General features: G+C 59.7%; 20 protein-coding genes. 9 read left to right on the top strand and 11 right to left on the bottom strand.

The window, feature by feature from the left end:
* The first annotated feature begins 95 nt into the window (after positions 1–95).
* Positions 96–767 carry a peptidylprolyl isomerase gene (slyD, locus tag I6L34_RS06290; RefSeq protein WP_005348264.1) on the top strand — a complete coding sequence of 224 codons (672 nt, stop codon included), beginning with the start codon at positions 96–98 and terminating at the stop codon, positions 765–767.
* 101 nt (positions 768–868) lie between these two features.
* Here slyD and I6L34_RS06285 read toward each other — a convergent pair whose 3' ends face one another.
* Both I6L34_RS06285 and I6L34_RS06280 read right to left on the bottom strand, forming a co-directional pair.
* Positions 869–1,084, bottom strand: coding sequence for a SlyX family protein (locus I6L34_RS06285; protein WP_058057822.1), 216 nt, complete (start codon positions 1,082–1,084; stop codon positions 869–871).
* Between the two features lie 14 nt (positions 1,085–1,098).
* Complete coding sequence (locus I6L34_RS06280) at positions 1,099–2,067, bottom strand: hypothetical protein (RefSeq protein ID WP_058057823.1); 969 nt, start codon at positions 2,065–2,067, stop codon at positions 1,099–1,101.
* Positions 2,068–2,185: 118 nt separating this feature from the next.
* Here I6L34_RS06280 and fkpA point away from each other — a divergent pair, with 118 nt between their 5' ends.
* Both fkpA and I6L34_RS06270 read left to right on the top strand, forming a co-directional pair.
* Positions 2,186–2,989 (top strand): FKBP-type peptidyl-prolyl cis-trans isomerase, encoded by an 804-nt coding sequence (gene fkpA / locus I6L34_RS06275; RefSeq protein WP_058057824.1) that lies wholly within the window; start codon positions 2,186–2,188, stop codon positions 2,987–2,989.
* A 151-nt stretch (positions 2,990–3,140) separates the two neighbouring features.
* A complete protein-coding gene (locus I6L34_RS06270) occupies positions 3,141–4,547 on the top strand; it encodes a sigma-54 dependent transcriptional regulator (protein WP_058057825.1) in 1,407 nt (468 codons plus the stop codon).
* Positions 4,548–4,601: 54 nt separating this feature from the next.
* On the opposite strand, the gene I6L34_RS06265 is transcribed toward I6L34_RS06270, so the two are convergent.
* The 3 genes from I6L34_RS06265 to I6L34_RS06255 all read right to left on the bottom strand — a co-directional run bounded on the left by I6L34_RS06265 (position 4,602) and on the right by I6L34_RS06255 (position 6,408).
* Positions 4,602–5,471 (bottom strand): hypothetical protein, encoded by an 870-nt coding sequence (locus I6L34_RS06265; protein ID WP_058057826.1) that lies wholly within the window; start codon positions 5,469–5,471, stop codon positions 4,602–4,604.
* 113 nt (positions 5,472–5,584) lie between these two features.
* Positions 5,585–5,920: a hypothetical protein gene (locus I6L34_RS06260; protein ID WP_005358483.1), complete on the bottom strand. Its 336-nt coding sequence runs from the start codon at positions 5,918–5,920 to the stop codon at positions 5,585–5,587.
* A 143-nt stretch (positions 5,921–6,063) separates the two neighbouring features.
* Entirely contained in the window at positions 6,064–6,408 is a 345-nt protein-coding gene (locus I6L34_RS06255) for a DUF2956 domain-containing protein (RefSeq protein WP_216956206.1), read from the bottom strand.
* A 269-nt stretch (positions 6,409–6,677) separates the two neighbouring features.
* On the opposite strand from I6L34_RS06255, the gene ushA reads away from it, so the two are divergent.
* A complete protein-coding gene (ushA, locus tag I6L34_RS06250) occupies positions 6,678–8,432 on the top strand; it encodes a bifunctional UDP-sugar hydrolase/5'-nucleotidase UshA (RefSeq protein ID WP_216956203.1) in 1,755 nt (584 codons plus the stop codon).
* Positions 8,433–8,651: 219 nt separating this feature from the next.
* On the opposite strand, the gene I6L34_RS06245 is transcribed toward ushA, so the two are convergent.
* Positions 8,652–9,512 (bottom strand): Tim44 domain-containing protein, encoded by an 861-nt coding sequence (locus I6L34_RS06245; protein ID WP_005335275.1) that lies wholly within the window; start codon positions 9,510–9,512, stop codon positions 8,652–8,654.
* 363 nt (positions 9,513–9,875) lie between these two features.
* On the opposite strand from I6L34_RS06245, the gene dnaB reads away from it, so the two are divergent.
* From dnaB to I6L34_RS06230, 3 genes are all read left to right on the top strand, one after another.
* A complete protein-coding gene (gene dnaB / locus I6L34_RS06240) occupies positions 9,876–11,270 on the top strand; it encodes a replicative DNA helicase (RefSeq protein ID WP_026035132.1) in 1,395 nt (464 codons plus the stop codon).
* 191 nt (positions 11,271–11,461) lie between these two features.
* On the top strand, positions 11,462–12,535 hold the full coding sequence (alr, locus tag I6L34_RS06235) for an alanine racemase (protein WP_216956201.1): 1,074 nt from the start codon (positions 11,462–11,464) through the stop codon (positions 12,533–12,535).
* Positions 12,535–12,954 carry a secondary thiamine-phosphate synthase enzyme YjbQ gene (locus tag I6L34_RS06230; RefSeq protein ID WP_058058222.1) on the top strand — a complete coding sequence of 140 codons (420 nt, stop codon included), beginning with the start codon at positions 12,535–12,537 and terminating at the stop codon, positions 12,952–12,954. The genes alr and I6L34_RS06230 overlap by 1 nt, the downstream gene beginning before the upstream one ends.
* Before the next feature lie 118 nt (positions 12,955–13,072).
* Here the strand turns inward: I6L34_RS06230 and pepE are convergent, their stop codons facing one another.
* The 5 genes from pepE to I6L34_RS06205 all read right to left on the bottom strand — a co-directional run bounded on the left by pepE (position 13,073) and on the right by I6L34_RS06205 (position 18,350).
* On the bottom strand, positions 13,073–13,810 hold the full coding sequence (gene pepE, locus I6L34_RS06225; protein WP_216956199.1) for a dipeptidase PepE: 738 nt from the start codon (positions 13,808–13,810) through the stop codon (positions 13,073–13,075).
* A 244-nt stretch (positions 13,811–14,054) separates the two neighbouring features.
* Positions 14,055–15,416, bottom strand: a complete 1,362-nt coding sequence (locus I6L34_RS06220; protein ID WP_201913123.1) for an endonuclease/exonuclease/phosphatase family protein — start codon at positions 15,414–15,416, stop codon at positions 14,055–14,057.
* A 230-nt stretch (positions 15,417–15,646) separates the two neighbouring features.
* The gene (locus I6L34_RS06215; protein WP_216956197.1) at positions 15,647–16,459 is read right to left on the bottom strand and encodes a heme ABC transporter ATP-binding protein; all 813 of its coding nucleotides are present in this window, start codon (positions 16,457–16,459) and stop codon (positions 15,647–15,649) included.
* An 11-nt stretch (positions 16,460–16,470) separates the two neighbouring features.
* Positions 16,471–17,502 carry an iron ABC transporter permease gene (locus I6L34_RS06210; protein WP_005335261.1) on the bottom strand — a complete coding sequence of 344 codons (1,032 nt, stop codon included), beginning with the start codon at positions 17,500–17,502 and terminating at the stop codon, positions 16,471–16,473.
* Positions 17,499–18,350 (bottom strand): hemin ABC transporter substrate-binding protein, encoded by an 852-nt coding sequence (locus tag I6L34_RS06205; protein WP_216956194.1) that lies wholly within the window; start codon positions 18,348–18,350, stop codon positions 17,499–17,501. The genes I6L34_RS06210 and I6L34_RS06205 overlap by 4 nt, the downstream gene beginning before the upstream one ends.
* Positions 18,351–18,520: 170 nt before the next feature.
* Here I6L34_RS06205 and hutX point away from each other — a divergent pair, with 170 nt between their 5' ends.
* Both hutX and hutZ read left to right on the top strand, forming a co-directional pair.
* A complete protein-coding gene (gene hutX, locus I6L34_RS06200) occupies positions 18,521–19,033 on the top strand; it encodes a heme utilization cystosolic carrier protein HutX (RefSeq protein WP_005362516.1) in 513 nt (170 codons plus the stop codon).
* Positions 19,030–19,587 carry a heme utilization protein HutZ gene (gene hutZ, locus I6L34_RS06195; RefSeq protein ID WP_005335257.1) on the top strand — a complete coding sequence of 186 codons (558 nt, stop codon included), beginning with the start codon at positions 19,030–19,032 and terminating at the stop codon, positions 19,585–19,587. The genes hutX and hutZ overlap by 4 nt, the downstream gene beginning before the upstream one ends.
* The last annotated feature ends 42 nt before the right edge of the window (positions 19,588–19,629 follow it).

Here is a 19,629-nt window from a genome sequence, read left to right as displayed (position 1 = left end):
GTTTTTTTCGTCACTCCGTGGCGCCGCACGGCATATGCGCGGCCCGCTTTTTAGGGTATTCTGAGCCCGTTTTTTTCTATCCGCAGGATCCTGACATGAAAGTAGCTCCTCTGAGCGTGGTTACGCTGGAATACACAGTCACCGACGAGCACGGTGAAGTCATCGACAGCACTGTCGGCAAAGAGCCGCTGGTCTATCTGCACGGCACCCGTTACCTGGTCTCAGGCCTGGAAGCCGAGCTGGAAGGTCGCGCGGTAGGTGAAGCCTTCGAAGTGACTCTGGCACCGAGCCAGGCCTACGGCGAATATGACGAGACACTGGTACAAGAAGTACCGGGCGAGCTGTTCGACGGCATGGAAGTCTCCGAAGGGGATACTTTTGTGGCTGAAACCGACGATGGCCACCGTCCTGTGACCGTGGTTGAAGTGTCCGAAGAGTTCGTCAAAGTGGATGGCAACCATCCGCTGGCTGGTGTGACTCTGGGCTTCAAGGTCGAGATCAAGGACGTGCGTGCTGCCACTGCCGAAGAGCTGGCCCATGGCCACGTTCACGGTGCCGGTGGTTGCGGCCACGATCACGGTCATGACCACGATCACGGCGGCTGCTGTGGCGGTCATGGTCACGACCATGATGAGGATCACGGCCAGGGCGGTTGCTGCGGCGGTGCTGGCCACGGTCACGATCATGGCCACGACCACGGTGACGACCATGGTCACGGCGGCTGCTGTGGTGGCGGCGGTTGTGGTGGAAAGGGCCATCACCACTGATCACGGCCATGCCGATGATAAAAAAACCCGCGATTATCGCGGGTTTTTTATTGGCTGACAGCTGTGCCAAGCCATGTTGCCTGACCAGAGATGGCGTCGGATCAGTAGTGCGGCGGCGGGGTCTCTTCGGCCATGCTGGCAATCTGGCTGGGCTGTACGCTTTGCAGTTTGTCGATCAGCCGCTGGATCTGGTATTTGAGCCGATCGAGTTCACGGCCCTGGGTAGTTACCTCGTCGTTGAGCTGCTCTATGGTGTACTCCGCATAGGCGAGACGGGTTTCCAGGGTTTCGATGCGATCGTTAAGTTGCTGACTCATGGGCCTTCGGGTCCTTACTTGATTGTCCAGATTTCGGCCAGACCGCTGGAGCTGGCACTGACAAGGTGGCTATTGTCGCGCAAAGCGACGCCGTAGACCACTGCGCTGGGCGGTTTCACCTTGGGTTGCGGCGAGACGCGCCAGCTCTGCAGCAGGGCACCATCGCTCACTTGCCACAGGGAGAGCTGACGGGAAGGGGCGCCGGTGATGAGCCACTTGCCATCGTTGGCAAAGCGGGCGCTGGTGTAGACCTCGAAGCGGTGATCATATTGCAGCTGACTCACCTCCTTGCCGGTTTTCAGATCCCAGATGCTGGCCCGGCTGCTGTCGGCGGTGAAGGCGTAGCGGCCGCTCGGCTCCAGTCTGGCCATGATCACCCGGCCACCATGGTTGAAGCGCCAGATCACCTGCCCGCTACGGGTATCCCACAGATAGGCGCTGTAGTCGTTGCCGCCGGTCAGGGCGTAGCGACCGTTGGCGGAGAGATCGACCGTATTGACCTGTTCGGTGTGCCCCAGAAACTGCAGACGACGACCGCTTAGGGTATCGAGCCACTCGGCCTTGCCATCTTCTCGCCCGATCAGCACATAACGACCGTCGGCAGAGAGCGCGATGTCCCTCAGCCTGGATTCAGGAAGTGAGTAGTAGCCTTGTGATTGCCCGTCGCTCAGCCGCCAGGTTGCAAAGGTGCTGGGGGTAGCGGTGACGGCATGGCTGTTGCCTTCGGAAAAGCGGGTAATGAATACCAGATCTTCCGCAGAGTCGGATTGCTTCCAGCGCCAGCGTTGACGGTTCTGTTCCAGATCCCAGACGATGATGCCCTGGCTGATGCTGGAGACGATGGCCTGCTTGCCATCACTGGATAGATCTGCGGTCAGCAGACCCGTGCTGGCGAGGGTTATTTGCTGGTTGGGTTGGGAGCTCTGCTCGCAACCGGTGAGCATTAAACAGAGGCTCACCAGATAAATGGCACTTTTTATCATTTTTGCGGTCTCACGCTTTTGTTACCTGCGATCACGGCGTTAGTATAAGGCGCTTATCACGATAAACCTCTCATTTCACGATGGAACCGAGAGCGGTATTTGGAGTTTGGAGAAACTGATGAACAAATTTCTGAAGGTGTCCCTGTTGGCGGCGGCCGTTGCCGTCGGTCTGACTGCTTGCCAAAAAGACGAGAAGCCTGCTGCGGCCAATACCGCCGAAGTGAAGGCAGAAGCCAGCAAGCCGGCAGAGGCGACCAAGGCCGAAGCCAAGAGCTTTGAAGAGCAATCTGGCTACGCAATTGGCCTCTCCATGGGTCGTTACATCGCCAATACCCTGGAGCGTCAGCAGGAACTGGGCATCAAACTGGACAACGCCGTGATCCTGAAAGGGGTGACTGACGGTCTGGGCAAAGAAGCCAAGATGACTGATGAAGAGATCCAGAAGGTACTGCAGGATTACGACGCCAAGATCAACGAGCTGACCAAGGCCAAGGCCGAGAAAGACGCCGTTGAGAATCTGAAGAAGGGCGAAGAGTTCCTGGCTGCCAACGCCAAGAAAGAGGGTGTGAAGAGCACTGAATCCGGCCTGCAGTACGTGGTCGAGAAGATGGGCACTGGCGCCAAGCCGAAATCTACCGACATCGTCAAGGTTCACTACACCGGTACCCTGACCGACGGCACCAAGTTCGACAGCTCCGTCGATCGCGGCGAGCCGGCTACCTTCCCGCTCAACCAGGTTATCCCGGGTTGGACCGAAGGTGTGCAGCTGATGCCGGTTGGCTCCAAGTTCAAGTTCTTCCTGCCGTCCAAGCTGGCCTATGGCGAGCACGGTGCAGGCTCCATCCCGGCGAATGCCGTGCTGGTGTTTGACGTTGAGCTGCTGGCTATCGAGAAGCCGACTGCTGACAACGCCAAGAAGTAATCTCTTCTTGTAGTTAAAAACGGCTCCTTAAGGAGCCGTTTTTACTTGTGTATTCCCGGCAATCGCGGGATAACAGAGCTGTCTTGGCGTTGGGTTTGCGCGCGAAAATAAGGCAAAATAGATCGCAGAATCAAATACAAGGATGAGTCCAGTGGCTGAAAATAAATCGCGTGTCCTGCTGGTGGAAGATACCCGTAGTCTGGCGGTGGTCTATGAACAGTACCTGCGCCAGGAGGGGTATGAGGTGGTGCTGGCCGATTGTGGTCAGCAGGCGTTGGCGCAGTTGCTGGCATGTCCTCCCCCCGTGGTGCTGCTGGATCTGGAGCTGCCGGATATGTCCGGTATGGATATTCTGCAAATGATCACCGAACAGCAGTTGCCTTGCTCTGTGGTGGTGATCACCGCCCACGGCTCGGTAGATGTGGCGGTGGAGGCGATGCGCCTCGGTGCCTTCGATTTTCTGACCAAGCCGTTTGACAGCAAGCGGCTCTGCGCCACCGTTCGCAATGCCTTGAAACACCAGCAGTTGAGCTCGCTGGTAGCCCACTATCGGGAAAACTTCGAGCGCAGCTCGTTTTTCGGTTTTATCGGTGCCTCCATGTCGATGCAGGCAGTCTATCGCATCATCGAGAGCGCGGCGCCCAGCAAGGCGACCGTCTTTATCACTGGCGAGAGCGGCACCGGCAAAGAGGTGTGTGCCGAGGCGATTCACCAGTGCAGTCCCCGCAGCGAACAGCCCTTTATTGCCCTCAACTGCGCCGCCATTCCCCACGATTTGATGGAGAGCGAGATCTTCGGTCATGTGAAGGGCTCTTTTACTGGCGCCCAGGGGGATCGCAAAGGGGCCGCCAGTCTGGCCGATGGCGGTACCCTCTTTCTCGACGAGATCTGCGAGATGGACCTGGATCTGCAGAGCAAGCTGCTGCGCTTCATCCAGACCGGCACAGTGCAGCGGGTCGGCAGCGGCAAGCTCGAGACGGTGGATGTGCGCTTTATCTGCGCCACCAACCGGGATCCGCTGGTGGAGGTGAAAGCGGGCCGTTTTCGCGAGGATCTCTACTATCGGCTCCACGTCATTCCCCTCACCCTGCCGCCGCTGCGGGAGCGGGGCGAGGATATCCTGCTGCTGGCGCGTACCCTGCTGCAGAGCTACGCCAAGGAGGAGAACAAACGCTTCAAGGATTTTGATGTCGAGGCGGCGCGAGTGCTGCTCGACTACCCCTGGCCTGGCAACGTACGCGAGCTGCAGAACGTGGTGCGCAATATCGTGGTGCTCAATGACAAGGAGCTGGTGAGCCCGGATATTCTGCCGCCACCACTCAATGGAGTTCGTCCCCAGCTGCCGGCTGCGATTGCGGCAGCGGTGGCATCGGCTCCGGCAGCCACCGGCGTGGCCAACGGGCCAATTCGTCCGCTCTGGCTGGTGGAAAAAGAGGTGATCGAACAGGCCATCGCCAGCTGTGACGGCAACATTCCCAAGGCGGCGGCACTGCTTGAGATCAGCCCCTCCACCATTTACCGTAAAAAGCAGGGGTGGGAGGAGTCCAATCGGGCCTGAACCATCTTGCCAGCAGAAAGGGCGGCTAGTGTGCCGCCCTTGCTATTTTGGGGATCAGAGTTTGGCGAGGCGCTTGAGGCGGGCCAGTCGCTCCCCCTCGTTGGCACTGAACCAGCGGTCCTGCGATAGCAGAAACCAGGCGCGGGAGAAGTATTCCGCGGCCAGCGGATCGTCCAGCACCAAGGCATTTTCCCCCAGCTCCTCGAACAGATAACCATCCTCAGGTTCGCCTGCCTCGGCCATATCGGCCTTGAGCTGGTGCAGCTCTGCCAGCGCCTGCTGGTGCTGACCCTGGGCCCGGGTCAGGCGAGCCAGACTCCAGCGGGCGATAAATGCCTTGGCCGGCTGGTTATGCTGCAGATGCCAAGCCAGACACTTCTGCTGCTGGATTTTCGCCTCATCAAAGCGGCCCAATTCGAAAAGGGTCCAGCCCTGATTGTTGTAAAGGGGGGCCAGCCAGCCGCGCACCTTCTCGTCACTGCTGCGTTCCGCCAGCTCCATCGCCAGTTGATGCCAGCGGCTCTGCTCTTCCAGTGGTGCGGCGATGGCGATCATGTGAGCGGCGTCGATGGCGAGATAGGTCTCCTTCTCCTTGAGCCCCCATTGCCAGGCTTGTTCAAACTGCGGTTTGGCACTGGCTTTGTCGCCCGCCGAGTTAAAGGTGCGGCCTCGTTCCAGCAGGGCCCTGATCCGCGCTCTGGGGGTTTTATCGGTGAGGCGAGGCTCTATCTCGTCGAGCAGCTGATGGGCTTCGGCAAACTGGCGCTGCAGCGAGTGGGTACGGGCAATTTGGGTCAGCAACTCCAGTTCGAGTTGCAGGTCGGCGGCGGCGCGCGCTTCGGGAAGAAGGGTGTGAAAACGAAGGGCACTGGCGGCGGGATCCTGATAATCCCACAACGCCATGAAATCGGGCGGATTGTCCATTTGGCCTCCTTGCTGGTTATCCTGTCACCAAGATGCCTGCAGGCCATTGTTTGTACAAGGGGCGCCCGTCACAGAGCGCCCCTTGAGTCATGTTAACGGCTGTGGCCAGTTGCTCAGTAGACCATGGCCAGGCTCATCAGCATCAGACCGAGGGCGGCAAAGGCCCCCTCCTTGATGGCGAGCCGTGGCACTAGCGCCTTGGGCAGGGCCGGAAACAGGCTCAGGGCAAAACCAAGGCCCGGCATCAACCAGTGGAATGCTGGATCGCGCAGGGCGGGATCGGCGGCACCGTTGATGATGATCAGCAAAATAAACAGGGTGAAGGCGGGGAGGATAAACCAGCGTACCCCACCGGCGGCGACCGCCCGCAGCGGCGAAATGCGATAGAGCAGCATGGTCACAAGGAACAGAACAAAAGGGGCCAGCAGATAGAGCGGAGCGGGGTTCATAACATCTTTCCTGAAAACTGATCGTTAAAAAACCGGTTGTCCGGTGCAAGAGGCGCGGGATTTAATCACTCTTCGCAGGTAATCACCAGCAGCTCGGGCCCGGGCTGTGAAGAGGATCCCGGATAAAGGTTTGCTAGCGCGTCTTAGTGCAACCAGAACCAGGCTGCCGCAAATCCCAGCCAGCTCAGCACCAGCAAGATCCAGGGCAGGGGATGCTGATGGCTTACTTCAACCAGCTCCAGCTGATCGTCTTGATCTGCGGGTTGTGGAGCGCCCTGTGGCTGCCTGGCTTTGGCCTGCATTTTTTTCTGGCGGCTCGCTTCGCGGGCCCGCGCCTTCATCTGCTTCTTGTATTCGTCGATGCCTTTCTGGATCCCTTGCGCAATAAGCTGGGTCTGCTCTTTGGTCTGCCCCGGCTTCTGGTTGGCACGGGCAATTTTCATCGCCTCCTGCTGGGTCTCGGGGGAAATCTTGTCGTACTTGGCCATCAAATCATCTCCTCGGGCATGGCTGGCTGAGGAGTATGCCATAAAGGGGCGTATACGTGGCGCCTCCTTGGTGCGGGAAGGGGAGCAAGTGAGTGACTACTCAACAAAAAACCTGATAAATCAGCAGGAAGCCGGATGTTGGGCCGAAGATCACAATTAGCAGAATTTGTGAGTTATCGATGAAAAACGGTCATCTGTTGTTTGTTATATTGGCGCCCGACCCGCTGGACAGGGTTGATAAATAACAAAACAATCAAGGTGATATGGAAATGAATAATAACTTTATCAAAGGCGGCGTGGCACTGGCCGTGCTTGCTGCACTGACTGGCTGTAATACCTCGAGCAATGACACCGTTGCACCCTGCACCGAAAATGTCTGCAAACTGACCATACTGCACACCAACGATACCCACGGCCGCTTCTGGAACAACAAAGAAGGCGAATACGGTATGGCCGCCCAGAAGACCCTGGTCGAGCGACTGCGTGCCGAGGCCAAGGCGGCGGGCAGCGAGGTGTTGGTGCTATCAGGTGGTGACGTGAATACCGGGGTGCCGGAGTCAGACCTTCAGGATGCCGAACCGGATTTTGTGGCGATGAACAGCATTCGCTACGATGCCATGGCGGTGGGTAACCACGAGTTTGATAACCCGCTGGATGTGCTGGAGAAGCAGCGCAAGTGGGCCCAGTTCCCCATGCTCTCGGCCAACATCTATGACAAGGCCAGCGGCAAACACTACTTTGACCCCTACAAGGTGTTCAAGCTGGATAGCGGTCTCAAGGTCGCGGTGCTGGGTCTGACCACCGAGGATACTTCCCAGCTGGTCGATCCCAATAACGTCAAGACTCTGGAGTTCCGCGATCCGACTACGGAAGCGGCTGCATTGAGCAAGCAGATCCGTGACAAGAAAGAGGCCAATCTGGTCTTTGCCATCACCCATATGGGCCACTATGCCGATGGCCAGCACGGCAGCAATGCGCCGGGCGATGTGGAGATGGCTCGCAAGCTGCCGACCGGCACCCTGGATGCCATTATTGGTGGCCACTCCCAGAATCCGGTCTGTATGGAGCCGGGCAGCACCAACAAGTACGCCAAGTTCAGTCCGGGCGATACCTGCCTGCCGGATCAGCAGAACGGTACCTGGATTATGCAGGCCCACGAGTGGGGCAAATATGTGGGGCGTGCCCAGTTTGAGTACCTGAAGGGCAAGTTGACCCTGACCAGCTATGAGCTGATCCCGGTTAACCTTATCAAGCGCAATGCCAAGAATGAACCCGTGGATGCCAAAGGTGTCGTTACTAAAGATCTGGCCCAAATGGTGCTAATTCAGGACGAGATCATCAAGGACCCAGAGCTGCTTTCTACCCTCCAGGTATTCCAAGATAAGGGAGAGGCAGAGCTCAATGTCGACATCGGTGCTACGGATGGCCTGCTTATGGGAGAGCGTAAGTACGTTCGCTATATGCAGACCAATCTGGGTCGTCTGATCACGACCGCGACTACAGAAAAGCTGAAAGCTGATTTCGGTATCGTCAACTCGGGTGGCGTACGGGCTTCGATACAGGCGGGAACTATCTCCTATCGGGATGTGCTGACCGTCCATCCGTTTGGCAACACAGTCAACAAGGCCAGCATGAAGGGGAGCGAGCTGGTTACCTATCTGGGCAAAGTTGCAACCCTGACTGGTGGCGGTTATCCCCAATTTGGCGGTATCGATATGCAGGTTAACTGTGGCGCCAAGAACGTGACCATCAACGCTATTGCAGGCAAAGCATTCGATGCCAATGGAACCTACAGTTTTGCCATCCCGAGCTTCAGCGCATCCGGTGGTGACGGTTATCCGGTGATCAACACCATCAACGCCGGTCTGGTCGATGCGGGAGTACTCAAAGAGTATGTGGAAATGAAACAGACTATTTCTGCTACCGATTATCAACCGAAAGGGGAAGTGACATTTATCAACAACACCCTTAATCCAGCCAACGCAAATAACTGTGGCAAAGATCCTATAGACCCAAGCAATTAATAACCAGCACACAAAACCGGAATCCTTGGATTCCGGTTTAATGTGACGGTCGCTTCGACCACAGCTCGGCAGGCGATGCTTGTCGGGTTGTTTCTTTTCTACTTCAGGCGAGCGTAACTATCGTACTCTCATGCATGTTCAGGGATTTAAGGAGATAAAAGAGAAGAGGCGACCCGTGGGTCGCCTCTTGCGTAGTGACTAATAGATTGGCACGAAGCTTTACAACTGCTCGATCCCGACGATATGCCAGGGGGCATTGTTCTTGGCCAGATCGCGCTCGAGGTGCCACACCTCTTTGATGTCTTCTTCGACCTGCTCCTGACGGTCCATGTAGCGGCCGCTGAAGCGCACGCTCACCTGAGCCCAGTCGCTGCCGTAGTCGGCACGTACCAGCTGGGTATCGACGTACATTACTTCCGTATGCTGGTCGCCAGTCAGTTCGGCGCGCTCGGCTTTGAGCTGCTCAAACAGTTCGGGGCTGACATACTCGCGCACTTTTTCCAGATCGTTCTTGTTCCACGCTTCTTGCAGGGTGCGATAGTGATCGCGGGCACCGGCCAGGAAGCTGTTCATGTCAAAGCCCGGCGGCAGGCGGAACGGCACATCGCTGTCGGCAAAGCCGGTGGCTTGCGGTGCGCTGTTGCTCTGTTCAAATTGCTGCGGGGCCGCGGATTGCGGTGGCTGATAGCCCGCATAGGCCGCCTGTTGTGGCTGTGGCGTCGCGACCTTGCCCTTGCGCAGGGTACGGATCAGGAACACGGCACCCAGCGCCAGCAGTGCGATCAGCAGGAAGTCCATTCCTTGCAGACCTTCAAAGGCACCGCTGCCCAGCAGGTAGGCAAACAGTCCACCGGCCAGCAGGCCGCCCAGCAGGCCACCCATCATGCCGCTCTTTTTCGGCGGAGTCTGGGCATTCAGTGTCGGATTCTTGTTGTCGACCGGTTTGGCCGCAGGCTGGGCCGGCGCAGTTTTGTAACTTTTACCAAAGGATTTGCCGCCGCCAAATTTCTTGGCTTCGGCGTGAGGTGCCCCCAGGCCAATGGCCAGGATCACGGCAAACAGGGTCAGCATCTTTTTCATTTTGACTCTTTTCACTCTCGTCTGTGGGTGGGGCATGCTCCGCTTTGGCAAGCTCAGCAAGGCGCATGGCAGGCTGCCTGTCCCTAATTGTGTCGCAGCTTGTATTCATCAATATCACCTCTGGCATGAATTATTCATGAACGAGGTTGCCGCGATGCGGCGTCAAACAAGAGGAGTAAACCGGATGAAAAGCAGAAGATTGAGTCGCAAGGAGCGCAAAATGCGAAGCAAAATCAAAATGGTCAAGGTAGAGCAGACACTGGTTTGGCCCTTTATGATGGTATGAGCCGCCAGATAGGGCTCGCCGTAGTTGGCTTTCTTTTGTAAAATTCCCGTCCCCTTCCCGCTGCGGTTTTTATGTGTATGGCAGAGCAAGTGACGGCGAAAAAAGACGCCAAGACACAACAGCTGAAAGTTCCTCCCCACTCTTTTGAGGCCGAACAGTCCGTACTGGGCGGCCTGATGCTGGATAACGATGCCTGGGATCGGGTTGCCGAACGGGTTATCGATCAGGATTTCTACAGCCGTCCGCACCGGTTGATCTTCCAGGCCATGACCCGCCTCTCCAACGCGGGCAACCCCATTGACCTCATCACCCTGCAGGAGGAGCTGGAACGCTCCGAACAGCTGGAAGAGGCGGGTGGTTTCGCCTATCTGGTGGAGATCGCCAAGAACACCCCGAGTGCTGCCAACATCAACGCCTACGCCGAAATCGTGCGTGAGCGGGCGGTCGTACGCGAGATGATCTCGGTCGCCAACGAGATAGTCGAAGCAGGCTACGAGCCACAGGGCCGTACCTCCGGCGATCTGCTCGATCTGGCCGAGAGCAAGGTATTCAAGATTGCCGAGCAGCGCACCAGCGCCAACGAGGGGCCCCAGCCCCTGAAGCTCATCCTCGAGCAGACCGTCGACAAGATTGAAGAGCTGTTCAAGACGCCGCACAACGGTGTTACCGGGGTATCGAGCGGTTACAACGATCTGGACAAGATGACCGCCGGTTTGCAGCGTTCGGACTTGATCATCGTGGCGGCCCGTCCCTCCATGGGCAAGACCACCTTTGCCATGAACCTCTGCGAGCATGCGGCCCTCACTGCCGACAAGCCGGTGCTTATCTTCTCGCTGGAGATGCCCTCCGAGCAGATCATCATGCGTATGCTCGCCTCGGTCGGTCGCATCGATCAGACCAAGGTGCGTACCGGTCAGCTCGATGACGAGGATTGGGCGCGCCTCTCCTCCACCATGGGATTGCTGCTGGAGAAGGGCAAGATGTATATCGATGACGCCTCCGGCCTCACCCCGACCGATGTGCGCTCCCGTGCCCGTCGGGTGGCACGCGAGCACGGTGGCCTATCCATGATCATGGTGGACTACCTGCAGTTGATGCGGGTGCCGGCGCTCTCTGACAACCGTACCCTGGAGATCGGCGAGATCTCCCGCTCCCTCAAGGCCTTGGCGAAAGAGCTGCAGTGCCCAGTGGTGGCGCTCTCCCAGCTGAACCGAAGTCTGGAACAGCGGGCCGACAAGCGCCCGGTCAACTCGGATCTTCGTGAATCGGGCTCCATCGAGCAGGATGCGGATTTGATCATGTTTATCTATCGTGATGAGGTTTATCACGATGACAGCCCGGACAAGGGGATTGCCGAGATCATTATCGGCAAGCAGCGTAACGGCCCTATCGGAAGAGTGCGTCTCACCTTCCAGGGGCAGTTCTCCCGGTTCGACAACTATGCCGGTCCGGCGTTTGACGACGATTATTGATGTAAACCCAAGGTGATGGCGGTTTCGTCATTACCACGACTGCCCTGATCGATAGCCAGTCATTGGCTGCTGCTCAGAGCCTGTTTTCCCGGTTCGACAATTATGCCGGTCCGGCCTTCGACGACGATAAGTGAGTGGCGGTCTTCGGCCCGATGAGGGGGAGACCATTTGTGCCCTCGTAAGGGAAAACCATGAAAGCGGCTACTGCCCAAATCAATACTGCGGCCTTGCGCCACAACCTCGCTGTGGTCAAGCGCCACGCCCCTGCTTGCAAGATCATCGCTGTGGTCAAGGCCAACGCCTATGGCCACGGACTGCTGCCGGTCGCCCGCACCCTAGTGGATGCGGATGCCTATGCGGTGGCCCGAATCGAAGAGGCGCTGATGCTGCGCTCCTGCGCCGTGGTCAAGCCCATCGTGCTGCTGGAGGGCTTCTTCTCCGCCGACGATCTGCCGGTGCTGGCGGCCAACAATCTGCAGACGGCGGTTCACACCTGGGAGCAGCTCGAAGCGCTGGAGCAGGTCGAGCTGCCAGCGCCCGTGGTGGCCTGGCTCAAGCTCGACACCGGCATGCACCGCCTCGGGGTGCGTGCCGACGAGATGCCCGCCTTTATCGAACGACTCGGCAAGTGCAAGAACGTGGTGCAGCCGTTCAACATCATGACCCACTTCAGCCGTTCCGATGAGCTGGAGCAGCCTATTACCCGCGAGCAGATCGACTTGTTCAGCAAGTTGACCGCACCGCTGGCGGGCGAGCGGGCCATGGCCAACTCGGCGGGCATTCTGGCCTGGCCAGACTCCCACTGCGACTGGGTTCGCCCCGGAGTCATCCTCTATGGCGTGTCGCCCTTCCCCAACACGGTGGCGGCCGATTACGACCTGCAGCCGGTGATGACCTTGAAGACCCAGCTGATTGCGGTGCGGGATCACAAGGCGGGCGAGCCGGTGGGCTATGGCGCCAACTGGGTGTCGGATCGCGATACCCGGCTCGGGGTGATCGCCATCGGCTACGGTGACGGTTATCCGCGCATGGCGCCCAATGGCACTTCCGTGCTGATCAACGGCCGCATCGTGCCGCTGGTGGGGCGTGTCTCCATGGATATGAGCACCGTCGATCTGGGGCCAGGCGCGACCGACAAGGCCGGCGACGAGGCGGTGCTGTGGGGTGAGGGGCTGCCGGTGGAGCGGGTGGCCGACGAGATTGGCACCATCCCCTACGAACTCATCACCAAGCTCACCTCCCGCGTCTTTATGGAGTACGTCTGATGTGGCAGCAGTGCCTGCTGACGTTGAAGCCCCGTTCGCGGGGCTTTCATCTGGTGACGGACGAGCTGGTGGCCAAACTGCCGATGCTGGCGGATTACCGGATCGGCATGGCGCACCTGCTGCTGCAACACACCTCCGCCTCGCTCACCCTCAACGAGAATTGCGACCCCAGCGTGCGCAGCGATATGGAGGCCCATCTGCACCGGCTGGCGCCGGAGGATGCCCCCTACTATCGCCACACCTATGAGGGGCCGGATGACATGCCCGCCCACATCAAATCCTCCCTGCTCGGGGTGAGCCTGCAACTGCCGATCCGCGATGGTCAGTTGGCGCTCGGCACCTGGCAGGGGATCTGGCTTGGCGAGCATCGCGTCGATGGCGGTGCCCGCAAGGTGCTGGTGACCCTGCAGGGTGAGTAATCAGGCTGCAATCAGCTGAAAGATGACGATAAAAAAGAGGGATGGCGCCGAGCCATCCCTCTTTTTTTTACGATTTCGCGAGCTATCTGCTTGCCAGTAGTGAAGCACTCTGCGTGGCTCAGGCGACCTTGAAGGGGGTCAGCTCGGCCAGCGGGGCGGCGTCCATAAAGGCTTGCGGCTCCTGGCCATGTTTGAAGATCTTGAAGTCCTGATCGCGGGCGCTCCAGTACTCCAGGCGCTCGCTGCCGTTTTCTCCGGTGATTTGCAGCAGACTCGCTTCACGCAGGGCCACCACATATTCGCTCGGGTTGATGGCGCAGAACTCAGCCAGACGCTCGTCGCGGGTCTCGCCCATGTGGCCGCTGATGCTGGCATCCAGATAGTGCGGGTTGATCTGCAGCGGGAACAGGCCCAGCGCGGGCAGCACGGCGGCGTTGCAGACCGGCATGTCGTTGGTGGTGCGGATGCTCGGGGTCGCTACGTTGCAACCGGCGCTCCAGCCCACATAGGGGACGCCCCGCTCACGTACGGCGCGCTGGATCGGCACGATCAGGCCATTTTCATGCAGCAGCTGATTCAGGCGCCAGGTGTTGCCGCCACTGATAAAGATGGCGTCGGCCTGATTGACGGCCGCGACCGGATCGTCGAAGTGGTGAATGCTGATGGTCTCGATCCCGAGGCTCTCGGTAAGTTCGTTGGCGCGGGCATCCCAGTCGCTGCGGATCACCGCGTAGGGGATGAGCAGGATGCGCTTGACCTGTTTGCGAGCCAGCAGGCTTTGAACCCGATCTCGGGCCCAGCCGAGCAGACCCGGAAATTCGTTGGCTTTACCGTTGCTAAGCAGAAGCAGTTCCATCAAATCGTTCCTCAAAAAGTGAAAGCGGAGGAGGGAGGGCCACCGGATCCGCCGTGCGGCCGGATGGCAAGAGGAGGCATGCTACCACCATTGGCGCGGCGGTTCTGTGATCGGAGGGCCTATTCAACGGCTATGGATGAGTTATGGATGGATAACTCAATGCCAAGCGGTGGGTTAATGAGCCGTGGTCAACTCGCCAGTCATCGCCAAGAAAAGACCCCGCCGCAGCGGGGTCATGGCAGAGTTAGTCGAGTTTGAGATCGACCCACACCATGCGGTGATCCGAGCTGACCCCTTTGGCGATGCCGAGTTTCGCATCATAGACCAGGTGATAACCGGCCTCGAAGCTGGCAGGCCAGAAGACGCCGCTCTTGACCGCGTTGAGGTTGGCGGAGGGGATGACGTGATCCAGCTGCAGCACGCTGGAGTTGGTGATCCGTTCCGGGTTGGGGCGAGTGAGGTTGCGTTTGCAGTCGGTCCCCTTGCTGACACACTCCGGGCCCCCTTCGCTGACCGGGATCAGGGTGCCATTGGTGATGGCCTGATTCATCAGCGGGTTGTTTAGCAGATCCTGAATGGCGCTCAGGTCGCCGTCACCGGTGAGCGGATCGGCGTTGAGATCGCCTGCGATAACGAACTTGGCGTTTTTGGCCAGCCCACCCTTGGTGCCCTTGTCATCGGTCATGTAGCTGAGACCCTTGACGTAGTCGTTCCAGAAGGCGATCTCGGCACGGTTGTGCTTGACGGTGTGACGCGCCGCGTTGGCAAAAATCGGCGGGGTCGGGTGGGAGATCAGGAAGTGGATCACCTCTTCACCCTTCTCGGTCTTGATCAGTACCGGCACATCGGCGTGGTTCTTGGAGGAGAGCGGGTACTGCTGCCAGGCTGCATCTGAATACCAGGCGTCGCCACACTGGCGGCTGGCCGGGATCTTGACCTTGGGATTGTTGCAGTCATCGATGATGGGGTTCTGCTCGCCCGGCATATCCTTCCACTTGAAGTTCTGGAAGGTGCGGATCTGCTTGGTGTCGATGGGGTATTTGGACATCACCGCAAAGGCGTACTGGCCGTGGTAGTTGCCAAAGCCCCAGGCATCGTCGGGGCCGCTGTTGACCTTGCCATCCAGATTGAGGTCATAACCGCTCATCAGGCCGGTGTTGGTGGCGAAGTTCTGCATCACCGGATAGCTGATGGCCGTCACCTCTGCGTGCTGGGCGTGAGCCAGATAGTTGTCGTTGAAGGCTTTCAGGTCGGCGGTGCTCTCGCCTTTGCCGTCGTTGTCGAACTCGTTGAGCAGGAACACATCCGGGCGGGTGCGCTGGATGATCTCCGCCACGTTGCGGATCTGCTGCACGTTCTTGGCTTTGGTTTCCGTGGCGCCGCTCAGGCTCCCTTCGGCGAGGCGGGCCAGCAGGGCATCCTGCTCGGTGCGGGTCAAGGCCAGCTCACCGGTCAGCATACCGGCGGCAGTGCGGTCAAAAGAGAGGTTGAAGGTGGCAAAACGAACCATGGGATCAGCTGCCTTTGAGTCGTTGTCGCTGTTGCAGCCAGCCAGCATCCCGAGGGAGATGGCGGCAGCCAGTAGGGTCTTGTTGATATTCTTCATTGTAATTATTCCGTAGCATCAATGAGTTATGCCTTCTGTGAGGCGGCGCCATTATAAGTAGACGGTGATGCTGCGGGGGTTTTGCCTGAGCAAAGTGTGAGGATATTCACACCACATATCTGGCGATGATGAATGTTAGCAGGGCGATATGGGGTGTGAAAAACCGGTTTATACGCTGCAGTTTCCGGGATGAATAGCGCGCTTCCTGCCGTTACCGCACTCTGAATTTGTCACACCACCATCGGCAGGCCGCTTTCGGGGTGGTGGATCACCTGTGCCGGATAGTCATAGAGACGGGCGATCAGCTCAGGGGTGAGCACCTCGGCAGGCGTGCCATCGGCCATCAGCTTACCCCGTTCCAGCATCACCAGCCGATCGGCATAGCGCGCCGCCAGATTGAGGTCGTGCAGCACCACCAGCACAGCTGTATTGCGGCTGGCGAGGGCGCGCGCCATGGTGAGCAGCTGATGCTGGTATTTCAGGTCCAGCGCCGAGGTGGGTTCGTCGAGCAGCAGCAGGCGGGGTTGCTCGGCTTGCTCGGTCGGGGAGGGCGCCTGCCAGATCTGCGCCAGCACCCGGGCAAACTGCACCCGCTGCCGCTCGCCGCCGGAGAGCCCGGGATAGAGCCGCTTGGCCAGATGCTCGACCCCGGCATGGGTCATGGCCGCCGCCACTATCTCGTCGCGCCGCGCCGCCGGTTCACTGTGGGGCAAGCGCCCCATGGCGACCACTTCTTCGCAGAGAAAGGGGAAGTTGAGGGAGGAGCTTTGCGGCAATACCCCGAGCCGGTGGGCCAGCTGGCTGCTGTCCCACTGCCGGCGATCCGCGCCAAAGAGGGTGATGGCGCCATCATATTCCAGCTCGCCGGTCAGACACTTGAGCAGCGAGCTCTTGCCCGCCCCGTTGGGGCCGAGCAGCGCGGTGAGGGTGCCGCTCTCGAGACTAAGATCGAGCCCATCCAGGATCTGGCGCTGGCCACGGCGCAGGCTGAGTCGGCTGCAGCTCAACAAGGGGGAAGAGAGTGAGGATGAGAGTGGTTGCATAACAGTCCGTATCACAGGGCGCGGCGGCCTTTTACCAGCAGCCAGATGAAGAAGGGGGCGCCGAGCAGGGCGGTGATGATGCCCACCGGCAGCTCGGCAGGGGCCAGCAGGGTGCGTGCCAGCATATCGGCCGCCAACAGCAGGGCGGCGCCGAGCAGGGCCGAGAGCGGCAGCAACCTGACGTGGTTGGGGCCTGCCAGCAGGCGCACCAGATGGGGCACCACCAGCCCGACGAAGCCGATCATCCCCGATACCGCCACCGCCACCCCGACGCCCGCGGCGGTGAGCAGAATCAGGCGGCGCTTGAGGGATTGCACATTGACCCCCAGATGACGAGCCTCCCCTTCACCCAGCAGCAGGGCATTGAGGGGATTGGCATCGCGCATAAAGAGCCACAGCAGGGCCGCCAGGGTGAGCAGTGCCAGTGCCACATCGGCCGGTTTGCCTGCCGCCAGCGTTCCCATCTGCCACAGGCTCAGGTTGCGCAGCATCTGATCGTCCGCCAGATAGGTGAGCAGGCCGATCACTGCACCGGAGAGCGCCGTGATGGCGACCCCGGCCAGTAGCATGACGGTGACCGAGGTGCCCCCCTCACGGGTGCCGAGCAGATAGACCAGGGTGGTGGTGAGCGCGCCGCCGAGAAAGGCGAGCAGCGGCAGCAGACCAACCCCTATGGTGGCTTGCAGCTGCTGGCCGAGGGGGGCCAGCAGCACGATGGCGAGCGCCGCGCCGAGCGCCGCACCACCGGAGACACCTATGATGCCGGGGTCAGCCAGAGGGTTGCGAAACAGCCCCTGCATCACGGCGCCACAGAGCCCGAGAATCCCCCCCACTGCGATGCAGAGCAGGGTTCTCGGCAGGCGAATTTCCTGCACGATCAGCAGTTTGTGCGACTCTATCCCGCTCTCCTGCCCGGCAAACAGCGCCCGCAGACTCTCGCCCAGGGTGAGGGTCATGGGGCCGGTTGCCAGCGAACCGAGCAGCAACAGTGCCAGTGCGGCCGTGGTAAAGGCCAGCAGCCAAGAGAGGGGTAACCGCATCATGACCCCTGCTTGATCCACTGGGCGATCTGGTTCGCCTGCTGCAGGGAGTTGAGGCTCAGGCCCCCTTGCAGGGCGTGGCCGTCGATGGCGTGAATGGCGTTGCGCTTGCCTGCCGGGGTAGCGGCCAGGGCGGGCACTTCGGCCAGCACCTTGGCCGGATCGGCATATTGCTGCCAGTCACGACCGCTGACCAGCACCAGATCGGGCTGCATCTCGATGAGGGATTCGGCGGATACCGGCTTGTAGTTGCGTAACTCGGCGACCGGATTGATGCCGCCCGCCAGCGAGATCAGCGCGCTGGCAGTGGTGTCCCCCCCGGCGATGCTGGTGGGTTGCCCCTTGTGCAGCAGCAGGAAGGCGACCTTGAGCGGTTTGTTCTGTTTGGCTTGCGCCGCCAGCTGATCGGTCTGGGCCTGGATCTCTGCCTTCAGGCGATCGCCAGCTGCTTTATCGCCCAGCAGGCTGGAGAGGGTGTCGATACGCTGGTTGAGGTTGGCGAGGGTCGGCGCGGTATCCAGCACCTCTACCTTGACCCCGGCACGGCGCAGCTGATCCAGGGTCGGGGCCGGGCCCATCTCGTCGCTGCCCACCAGTCGGGTGGGGGAGAGGCTCAGGATCCCTTCGGCGGCCAGTGCCCGGTGATAACCCACCTTGGGCAACCCTTTTGGCAAGGGGCTGCTGACATCGGTGGCGATCAGGCTCGATTCACCACCAAGTGCCAGAATGAGTTCTGTGGTGGCGGGGCCGATACTGACGATACGCTCTTTCTGGCCGTCGGCGGCAACGGCAGAGATGGGGGACAGTGAACTGCAGAGCAGGGTGATGGCGAGGGCAAGACGACGGCCCATGCTAACCTCCGAAGGGGTGAATGAAACGGGTGTGCCGCCGAGAATATCAAGGCTTTGGAAAAAATGCACTGATAATGATAGCAATTATCAATTGCATTGGTTTCGGTGCTTTATTAGAGTAGCCGCCATGATAAACAGCGGGACAAGATGGTCCCGCAAAGGGAGAAAACATGAGCATTGCACAACGCATTCACGCGCTGCTGGAGCAGGATCCCGGCGCTCATCCGTCCACCCTGGCGGCCCAGCTTGCCATCAGCGAATGGGAGGTGGTTCGCCATCTGCCCGCCGAGCTGGTGACCCTGTTGCCCGCCGATCGCGCACAAGGCCTGCTGGAAGATTTGGCCGACTGGGGCCCGGTGACCACCATCGTCGAATCAGAAGGTTCCATCTTCGAGGTAAAAGCCCCCTTCCCGAAAGGCAAGGACGCACGCGGTTACTACAACCTGATGGGCCGGGACGGTGAGCTGCATGGTCACCTCAAGCTCGACAACGTGGCGGGAATTGCGCTGGTCAGCAAGCTGTTCATGGGCAAGGAGGGGCACTCCTTCCAGTTCTTCGGTCACTCCGGCCGCTGCATTTTCAAGGTCTATCTGGGTCGCGACGAGAAACGCCAGCTGCTGGCCGATCAGGTCACCCGTTTCATGGCGCTGCGCCACAACTCTCAAGAGGAAGTCAAAGCATGAGTGAACGTCAGGAGCGTCTGCAGAACCGCCTGCAACCGGAGATCCGCGAGTTTCGCGACAGCTGCCGCACCCTGCAGCTCGCCACCGTCGATGGCGAAGGCAATCCCAACGCCAGCTATGCCCCGTTCGTGCTGCAGGAAGATGGCTACTATGTGCTGATCTCCGAGATCGCCCGCCACGCCCGCAACCTGCAACAGGTGCCCCGGGTATCCCTGATGCTGATCGAGGATGAGAGCGGTGCCCGCGAGCTGTTTGCCCGCAAGCGCCTGACCTTCGATGCGGTGGCTGAAGTGGTGGCCCGTGACGACGCCCGCTGGAGCAAGGCGGTCGCTGCACTGGAAGGTCGTTTTGGCGAGATCATCAAGGGTCTCTCCAACCTCAAGGATTTCAAACTGTTCCGCCTCAAGCCGGAGCAGGGGCTGTTCGTCAAGGGCTTCGGCCAGGCGTTCGCGGTCTCCGGTGACGAGCTGGTGGATTTCGTCCATCTGGTGGAAGGGCACAAGCGCATCGACAACGGTGCCGAGCTCACCAGCCCGGCCGATGCGCCGGTCTGATAATCCCTGTCGACCACGACAGCCGTCATAACAAAACGGGCA

It is taken from the genome of Aeromonas sp. FDAARGOS 1404, assembly GCF_019047085.1.
GTDB lineage: Bacteria > Pseudomonadota > Gammaproteobacteria > Enterobacterales > Aeromonadaceae > Aeromonas > Aeromonas veronii.
The sequence above is the reverse complement of the archived record's forward strand: the minus strand, read 5'-3'. Positions and strand labels throughout refer to the sequence as shown.

Coding starts and splice junctions, on each gene's coding strand:
- slyD (WP_005348264.1), top strand. CDS start 96: ATGAAAGTAGCTCCTCTGAGCGTGGTTACGCTGGAATACACAGTCACC.
- I6L34_RS06285 (WP_058057822.1), bottom strand. CDS start 1,084: ATGAGTCAGCAACTTAACGATCGCATCGAAACCCTGGAAACCCGTCTC.
- I6L34_RS06280 (WP_058057823.1), bottom strand. CDS start 2,067: ATGATAAAAAGTGCCATTTATCTGGTGAGCCTCTGTTTAATGCTCACC.
- fkpA (WP_058057824.1), top strand. CDS start 2,186: ATGAACAAATTTCTGAAGGTGTCCCTGTTGGCGGCGGCCGTTGCCGTC.
- I6L34_RS06265 (WP_058057826.1), bottom strand. CDS start 5,471: ATGGACAATCCGCCCGATTTCATGGCGTTGTGGGATTATCAGGATCCC.
- I6L34_RS06260 (WP_005358483.1), bottom strand. CDS start 5,920: ATGAACCCCGCTCCGCTCTATCTGCTGGCCCCTTTTGTTCTGTTCCTT.
- I6L34_RS06255 (WP_216956206.1), bottom strand. CDS start 6,408: ATGGCCAAGTACGACAAGATTTCCCCCGAGACCCAGCAGGAGGCGATG.
- ushA (WP_216956203.1), top strand. CDS start 6,678: ATGAATAATAACTTTATCAAAGGCGGCGTGGCACTGGCCGTGCTTGCT.
- I6L34_RS06245 (WP_005335275.1), bottom strand. CDS start 9,512: ATGAAAAAGATGCTGACCCTGTTTGCCGTGATCCTGGCCATTGGCCTG.
- dnaB (WP_026035132.1), top strand. CDS start 9,876: ATGGCAGAGCAAGTGACGGCGAAAAAAGACGCCAAGACACAACAGCTG.
- alr (WP_216956201.1), top strand. CDS start 11,462: ATGAAAGCGGCTACTGCCCAAATCAATACTGCGGCCTTGCGCCACAAC.
- I6L34_RS06230 (WP_058058222.1), top strand. CDS start 12,535: ATGTGGCAGCAGTGCCTGCTGACGTTGAAGCCCCGTTCGCGGGGCTTT.
- pepE (WP_216956199.1), bottom strand. CDS start 13,810: ATGGAACTGCTTCTGCTTAGCAACGGTAAAGCCAACGAATTTCCGGGT.
- I6L34_RS06220 (WP_201913123.1), bottom strand. CDS start 15,416: ATGAAGAATATCAACAAGACCCTACTGGCTGCCGCCATCTCCCTCGGG.
- I6L34_RS06215 (WP_216956197.1), bottom strand. CDS start 16,459: ATGCAACCACTCTCATCCTCACTCTCTTCCCCCTTGTTGAGCTGCAGC.
- I6L34_RS06210 (WP_005335261.1), bottom strand. CDS start 17,502: ATGATGCGGTTACCCCTCTCTTGGCTGCTGGCCTTTACCACGGCCGCA.
- I6L34_RS06205 (WP_216956194.1), bottom strand. CDS start 18,350: ATGGGCCGTCGTCTTGCCCTCGCCATCACCCTGCTCTGCAGTTCACTG.
- hutX (WP_005362516.1), top strand. CDS start 18,521: ATGAGCATTGCACAACGCATTCACGCGCTGCTGGAGCAGGATCCCGGC.
- hutZ (WP_005335257.1), top strand. CDS start 19,030: ATGAGTGAACGTCAGGAGCGTCTGCAGAACCGCCTGCAACCGGAGATC.